This window comes from Rhodococcus sp. IEGM 1372 (assembly GCF_030056835.1).
In the GTDB taxonomy this organism is placed as follows: Bacteria; Actinomycetota; Actinomycetes; order Mycobacteriales; family Mycobacteriaceae; genus Rhodococcoides.
In genome coordinates, this window is the sequence record NZ_JASHKS010000076.1 from 1 (window position 1) to 6,108 (window position 6,108).

Genomic DNA, 6,108 nt, shown 5'->3' on the forward strand with positions numbered 1-6,108 from the left:
TGCAGTAACCCTCCATAGCTTCTCGAATGACTCACCAGAAGCTTGGCAAAGAGGGCGCGTTCGGATTTGCCCCCGATCCGGGCATAATTCGCGCGCACCTGGCAAAGGCGCGCGCGTTTGCGGAGAGGTCAGCCCCACAGAAACCGTTGCCCCACCGAGGCTTTCGTCGGACCCAGATCGAAGGTCGAGGCGTCGGGCATCAGGTACGGGACGAGTATCCGCATTGCGTACTCACGGTGCTCGAGCAGAACCTCGAGATATGTGCCCGACGCCTCCTCGTCGGTCACGTCGGAGACGATGGCGTACGACCGCAGATCCCCGGCGACGGCTCGCAGATCGTGGACGAGTTGCTCGTGCATCGCAGTGTTCGACGCCCCGCCTCCGTCCGGCTGCAGCGGCGCGAGCACTCGCTGCCCGCCGGACAAATCGTTGACGACAGCGACCGGGTGGAGGCCCCAGTTCTCGGTGATCCGTTCGGCGGCGATGTCGATGCAGACGTCGAGCAGATCGTCGAAATCCTGTTGGCACTCGATGCTCGTCACTTCTCGCCACTTCGTCGTCATCAAGACCCCATCGTCGGCCGGCCATCCCAACCCCTTGGACGGCGCGGGAGCACGAACGGTTCCCGAAAGTCGTACATTCGTACCAGTTTGCTGCCTTCCAGCGACAGTTGAGCAAGAGTCGGCCGAACCGAGCTCCCGGCAGACGCATGTGCCGTTGGGCTCGACCCCACCTCGACTAGACTTTCGGTGCAGGAAAGGGAAGAAAGCGGGTCGTCGCGTCGTGGAGGAACACTGGTACAGGCGCATGTTCGCCTCCAGCCCCGTGGCGCAAGCTGTCTCCGACGCCGATGGGCTCTTCGTCGACGTCAATGCCGCCTATTGCGAACTCGTCGGCTTGACCTCCTCGGAACTGATAGGTCGATCCGCGACGGTGCACACTCACCCGGACGACCTCCCGCTCCACGGCAGCGTCGAGGACCTGATGGCCGCCGGGACGGCCGCGGAAGAATCCGTGAAAGTCGAGGTGAGGTTCGTTCGCCCGAACGACGAGATTCGCTGGGTTCTACTGACTCTGGTTCCTTTCACCGGTCCGGCCGATGCCGAGTGGACGCTCGCTGCCGCTCTCGATATCACCGAACGAAAAGAGGTCGAGGACGGCATCCTGCTTGCGTCCCGAACAGATCAACTGACCGGGGCACTCAACCGTCGCGGCTGGTCGGACTACGCGGTGTCCGTCGTCGACGACCATTCGGTCGACACCGTGGTCGCGGTTCTCGATCTGGACCATTTCAAGCAGTTCAACGACCACTTCGGCCACGCAGCCGGCGACGCGTTGCTCCGCGACTTCGCGTCGACTGCCCGCAACTGCATCGGCGTCGATGGCCTCCTGGCACGATGGGGCGGAGAGGAATTCGTGATCATTCTCCGCAACTGCGATCGTCGCGATGCTCTTCGATCACTCGAGGCTCTTGCAGCCGCCACCATGCCTTCGGGGGTGACGTTCTCGGCCGGATACACGCTCCAGCGACCGAACGAAGGTCTTCGCAACACACTCGACAGAGCTGACGCACTGATGTTTCAGGCGAAGCGCGCCGGCCGCAATCGAATGATCACCGACGCACCTCACTGACACAGTGCGAGCACCGTCGCCGATTTGCTGATACGGCAACAACACTTGCCGCACCTGCGCGCGGGCTGTCATTCTGATATCGGCACACCACCGGGAGAGGACGATCGATGACGCACGCATTCGACAAGGACTACTGGGAGCACCATTGGGATGACAGAACATCCCACACCGTCGCCGCCAATCCGTATCTCGTGGAGGAAACAGCCGGATCGACGCCCGGTACCGCGCTCGACGCAGGATGTGGCACCGGAGCGGAAGCGATCTGGCTCGCCGAGCAGGGCTGGCAGGTCACCGGTGCTGACATCTCCGCAGCCGCCCTCCAGGCCGCCGCGCAGCAGGCGCAGACAGCGGGGGTCGACGTCACCTGGATCGAAGCCGACCTGACGACCTGGAACCCCACCGAGCGTTGGGATCTGGTGATGACCCACTACGCGCATCCGTCGATTCCACAGTTGGAGTTCTATCGACACATCGCGCAGTGGGTCGCGCCGGGCGGTTCACTGCTCATCGTCGGGCATCTGAACGATGGCGCACACCATCATTCACCCGATGGCACACCGCCGCACGAGACCACCGTCACCGCGAAAGACATCACCGCCCTGTTCGACGCCTCCTCGTGGCGCATCGACACCGCACTCGAGCGTTCCAGGACCGTCGGCGGGACGGGTGTGCACTCGAAAACGTTGCGCGATGCGGTGTTTCGGGTCAGTTCACGGGCACCGCGATAGCATCGGCAAGTCCGTCGACGAGTGTCGGCAGGAAGTACGGAATCGACAGTGCCGTCGGGCCCACTGCGGCTCCGGCTTCCTGGCCGACGAATCCGGCGACCGCACCGGCAGCGACGGCCGGAATCTGACGCGACACAGGCGAATCGAGGAACTGCTGCAGAGCGTCCTCGGTGTCGACCTGAGTGAACACGACGTCTGCGTCGATCTTCGAGATGTTCTCCGCCGAGACGGTCGTCGAGTAGGTGGCATCGTCGGTCGCGAGATCGGTCACCGATGCCGGTGAGGCGAAGCCGAGGTTCTCGAGCAGCTCCACTCGCGGGTCCGTCGGCAACAGCAGGTAGTACACGTCGGCAGCCTCGGACACGTATGCGATTGTGCGGCCGTCGAATTCGGGATGCTGCGCGCCTGCGTCCTGCACCTGGCGATCCAGATCGGCAACGAGATCGCGTGCGCGCTCGGGACTCCGAGAACGTCGCCGGTGGTGGTGATGACGTCGCGCCACGGCGTCGACCACAGCTCCTCGGGCGGGGCGATGACGGGAACTCCGGCCGCGGTCACCGCGTCGTATTCGGCTCGGGTGAGGCCGGAGTGCGGGGCCAACACGACGTCGGGGTCGGTGGCGAGCAGTTTCTCGACGGACAGTGCGTCCGTGACGTTGTCGAGCAGAACCGGTGCCGGGCCGCCCGAGGCCTCGATCGCGTCGGATACCCACGGATAGATCAGATCGTCACCTCCGCCGTATTCGGCCGACGGCATCGCCACCGGGACGACACCCAGTGCGAGCACCGCGTCGGTGGTGCCGAATCCCCATGTCGCGACCCGTTCGGGTACCGCGTCCAGCGTGGTGTCGCCGTACATGTGGTGCACGGTCAGCGGGAACGAGCCGGTGGACGGCGACTCGGTCGGGCTGTCGGTCGAATCGGACGAGCTGCAGCCAACCAGTGCGATGGATGCGGCTGCCACGGCGGTGAACACTGCGGCGAAGCGGAACGTGAGGCGATGAGTCATGACAATCCTGTAGCTCGAGAGGGCATTACCGATAAGGCTAGCCTTAGCTATCTCCCATCGGAAATCCGGGCCACACCGCTCACAGGAACCTTGCAGCGGAGGTTCAGGGTCTTCACCGCAACGTCCCAGAGTATTGGCACTACCGAATCATTCAGTGCCACATCGAAGGAGACCCACGACGATGACCCGCATCCCCGAGCCCACCAACACTTCTGCCGGACCCGCCTACGAGGGCCGGCTACTCGATCGCCCCGCCGAGGAGGTCGTCGACCAGGGCGCGAGGTTCGACATCACCACCCTCGTCACCCGTCGCCGCGTGCTGAGCATCGTCGGCGCAGGGGCCGGCGCGGTGGCGTTGGCTGCCTGCTCGAGCACGTCGAACTCTGGAAGTGCCACCGCCACAACGGCAACCGCGTCGAGCACAGCCACCGCCGCAACCAGCGAGATCCCCGACGAGACCAACGGCCCCTACCCCGCCGACGGCTCGAACGGCGTCAATGTGCTCGAAGAATCGGGAATCGTTCGCCGCGACATCACCTCCAGCCTCGACGGCGGCACCACGGTCGGCGGAGTGCCCCTGTCGCTCGACCTCACCCTCACCGACATGGCGAACGACAATCGCCCCTTCGAGAACGCCGCCGTGTACCTGTGGCAATGCGATGCGGCAGGGCTGTATTCGATGTATTCGGAAGGAGTCGAGGACGAGACGTACCTGCGCGGCATCCAGGCCGCCGACGCCAACGGCACCGTCACCTTCGACACGATCGTCCCCGGTTGCTACAGCGGCCGCTGGACCCACATTCACTTCGAGGTCTATCCCGACGCCGCCTCGGCGACCACAGCGGACAACGCCATCGCCACTTCGCAGATCGCATTCCCTCAGGACATGCTCGACGCGATCTACGAGCTCGACACCTACCCGTCATCGGCGCAGAACCTCGCGCAGCTCGGCAGCATCGACAACGACAACGTGTTCGGCGACGGCTACGAATTGCAGATGGGATCGTTCTCGGGCGACGCCACCGCCGGCTACGTCGGATCGCTGGCCGTCGCCATCGACACCACCACCGAACCCACCGCCGGCGCAGCCCCTTCCGGCGGCGGAGGCGGCCAGTCCCCGATGGGCGGCGGCACTCCCCCGGCCGGTGGCCCACCCGCAGGCACCGCACCCACCAACTGATCACCCCTACCTCACACCACCGAAGGAATCACCATGTTGCACAACCTCACCGGCTGGCATGCCCTCATCGTTCTCGCCATCCTGCTGCTCGTCTTCGGCTCCACCAAGCTCCCGTCACTCGCGAAGGGCGTCGGCCAGTCGATGCGCATCCTGAAAGACGAAGTGCGCGAGGAGAAGAAGCCCACAGCGCGTGACGACACGACCGCTCCGGTGTTCGCCGACGCTGCGTCCACGCCGGTTCCGTACCGACACACCTCGTGAGCACAGCCACCGCCGCGCGGGGAGTGATGCCGCTTGCCGCGCATGCACGCGAGGCACGTCGCCGCGCGATTCGCGCGGCGGTGTCGCTGCTCGTCGGCATCGCGATCGGATTCGCGCTCTCCGACCAGATTCTCGACATCCTGCGCGCACCCGTCGAAGAACTCGCCCTCACCCGTCAGGCCAGCCTCAACTTCGAAACCGTCACCGGCGCTTTCGATCTCGAACTGAAGATCGCCCTGTTCACCGGCGTCATCGTGTCGTCTCCGGTGTGGCTGCGTGAACTGTTCGCCTACCTCACCCCCGGCATGACGCGTCGGGAAAAGAAGTACGTCTACGGCTTCTCCGCGGCCGCAGCTCCACTGTTCGTCGCCGGCTGCGTGTTCGGGTTCGCCATCTTCCCCCGCATGGTCAGCGTCCTCGCCGGGTTCTCCTCCGACCAGGACAGCACCATCCTCAACGCCTCGTACTACGTCGACTTCGTCATGAAGATCGTCCTGGCCACCGGCATCGCCTTCGTCCTTCCGGCACTGCTGGTGATGCTGAACTGCCTCGGCATCCTTTCCGCACGCAGGCTACGCAGCAGCTGGCGAATCAGCGTCGTCGGCATCGCGCTGTTCAGTGCACTCGTCACGCCCGCCGCCGATGTCCTGTCGATGTTCCTGGTCGCGGTTCCCATGGCCACACTGTTCGGCGCAGCAATCGTGATCACCGAGGTACACGACAGACGCGCCCTGACACCACCGAAACCGGAGCTATCATCATGTTCGGCTTGACCTTCGAGAAACTGTTCCTGGTCGCGATCATCGCCGGGTTCGTCCTGGGCCCCCAACGCCTCCCCGGATACGCGCACCAACTCACCCGCGCCGTACGCAGCGTGCGCCATTTCGTCGACACCACCCGCACCGCGGCCGAAGACGAAATAGGTGTTCCGCTCCGACGCTCGGAATGGGAATCGATGAACCTGCGGCAATACGACCCCCGCCGGATCGTCAGCGACGCACTGCGTGACACCAACCAACTGCGTGACACCGAGTCCCCATCGGAGCAGGTCCTCGCCGAAGCAGCCCGCGTACGACCCGGCCAGAAATACCTCATCACCGGGCCCTCCTCGCATCCCCGACGCATTCTCATCGACTCACTCCCGCAGAACGATCCGCGTCGCATCGCGGCACAACTGCAACCGAAAGCGGCTACTTCGGCGATGGCGACAGAGATCGGTGCTACCCACACCGCGCTCGGCTGAATCGGGAGTGTCAGATTAACGGTGGATCCGACCTTGGCGTCGGTTAGTTTCCGTTC

Annotated in this window: 8 protein-coding genes; 6 read left to right on the forward strand and 2 right to left on the reverse strand. The window is 64.6% G+C overall.

From position 1 onward, the window contains the following. Positions 1 to 128 precede the first annotated feature (128 nt). Positions 129 to 563, reverse strand: coding sequence for a hypothetical protein (locus tag QM590_RS25575; RefSeq protein WP_269596866.1), 435 nt, complete (start codon positions 561 to 563; stop codon positions 129 to 131). On the opposite strand from QM590_RS25575, the gene QM590_RS25580 reads away from it, so the two are divergent. Next, entirely contained in the window at positions 532 to 1,632 is a 1,101-nt protein-coding gene (locus tag QM590_RS25580) for a GGDEF domain-containing protein (protein ID WP_269596865.1), read from the forward strand. The two genes, QM590_RS25575 and QM590_RS25580, sit on opposite strands and share 32 nt — an antisense overlap. A 107-nt stretch (positions 1,633 to 1,739) precedes the next feature. Then, complete coding sequence (locus tag QM590_RS25585) at positions 1,740 to 2,360, forward strand: class I SAM-dependent methyltransferase (RefSeq protein WP_269596864.1); 621 nt, start codon at positions 1,740 to 1,742, stop codon at positions 2,358 to 2,360. Here the strand turns inward: QM590_RS25585 and QM590_RS25885 are convergent. Then, positions 2,338 to 3,072 (reverse strand): ABC transporter substrate-binding protein, encoded by a 735-nt coding sequence (locus QM590_RS25885; RefSeq protein WP_349307173.1) that lies wholly within the window; start codon positions 3,070 to 3,072, stop codon positions 2,338 to 2,340. The two genes, QM590_RS25585 and QM590_RS25885, sit on opposite strands and share 23 nt — an antisense overlap. A gap of 477 nt (positions 3,073 to 3,549) precedes the next feature. Between QM590_RS25885 and QM590_RS25595 the strand changes: the two genes are divergently transcribed. Genes QM590_RS25595 through QM590_RS25610 form a run of 4 tightly spaced genes read left to right on the forward strand, consistent with a single transcriptional unit; the run spans position 3,550 to position 6,052 of the window. After that, entirely contained in the window at positions 3,550 to 4,548 is a 999-nt protein-coding gene (locus tag QM590_RS25595; protein WP_269596862.1) for an intradiol ring-cleavage dioxygenase, read from the forward strand. A 33-nt stretch (positions 4,549 to 4,581) separates the two neighbouring features. After that, positions 4,582 to 4,809, forward strand: a complete 228-nt coding sequence (locus QM590_RS25600; protein WP_094640695.1) for a twin-arginine translocase TatA/TatE family subunit — start codon at positions 4,582 to 4,584, stop codon at positions 4,807 to 4,809. Then, positions 4,806 to 5,582, forward strand: coding sequence for a twin-arginine translocase subunit TatC (gene tatC, locus QM590_RS25605; protein WP_269596861.1), 777 nt, complete (start codon positions 4,806 to 4,808; stop codon positions 5,580 to 5,582). Before QM590_RS25600 ends, tatC begins: the two co-directional genes overlap by 4 nt. Continuing rightward, complete coding sequence (locus QM590_RS25610) at positions 5,570 to 6,052, forward strand: Sec-independent protein translocase subunit TatA/TatB (RefSeq protein WP_269596860.1); 483 nt, start codon at positions 5,570 to 5,572, stop codon at positions 6,050 to 6,052. The genes tatC and QM590_RS25610 overlap by 13 nt, the downstream gene beginning before the upstream one ends. Positions 6,053 to 6,108: the final 56 nt, after the last annotated feature.

What these genes read in the sequence shown, in the direction of transcription:
- QM590_RS25600 (WP_094640695.1), top strand. Translation starts at nt 4,582, where the DNA reads ATGTTGCACAACCTCACCGGCTGGCATGCCCTCATCGTTCTCGCCATC.
- QM590_RS25580 (WP_269596865.1), top strand. Translation starts at nt 532, where the DNA reads ATGCTCGTCACTTCTCGCCACTTCGTCGTCATCAAGACCCCATCGTCG.
- QM590_RS25575 (WP_269596866.1), bottom strand. Translation starts at nt 563, where the DNA reads ATGACGACGAAGTGGCGAGAAGTGACGAGCATCGAGTGCCAACAGGAT.
- QM590_RS25595 (WP_269596862.1), top strand. Translation starts at nt 3,550, where the DNA reads ATGACCCGCATCCCCGAGCCCACCAACACTTCTGCCGGACCCGCCTAC.
- QM590_RS25610 (WP_269596860.1), top strand. Translation starts at nt 5,570, where the DNA reads ATGTTCGGCTTGACCTTCGAGAAACTGTTCCTGGTCGCGATCATCGCC.
- QM590_RS25585 (WP_269596864.1), top strand. Translation starts at nt 1,740, where the DNA reads ATGACGCACGCATTCGACAAGGACTACTGGGAGCACCATTGGGATGAC.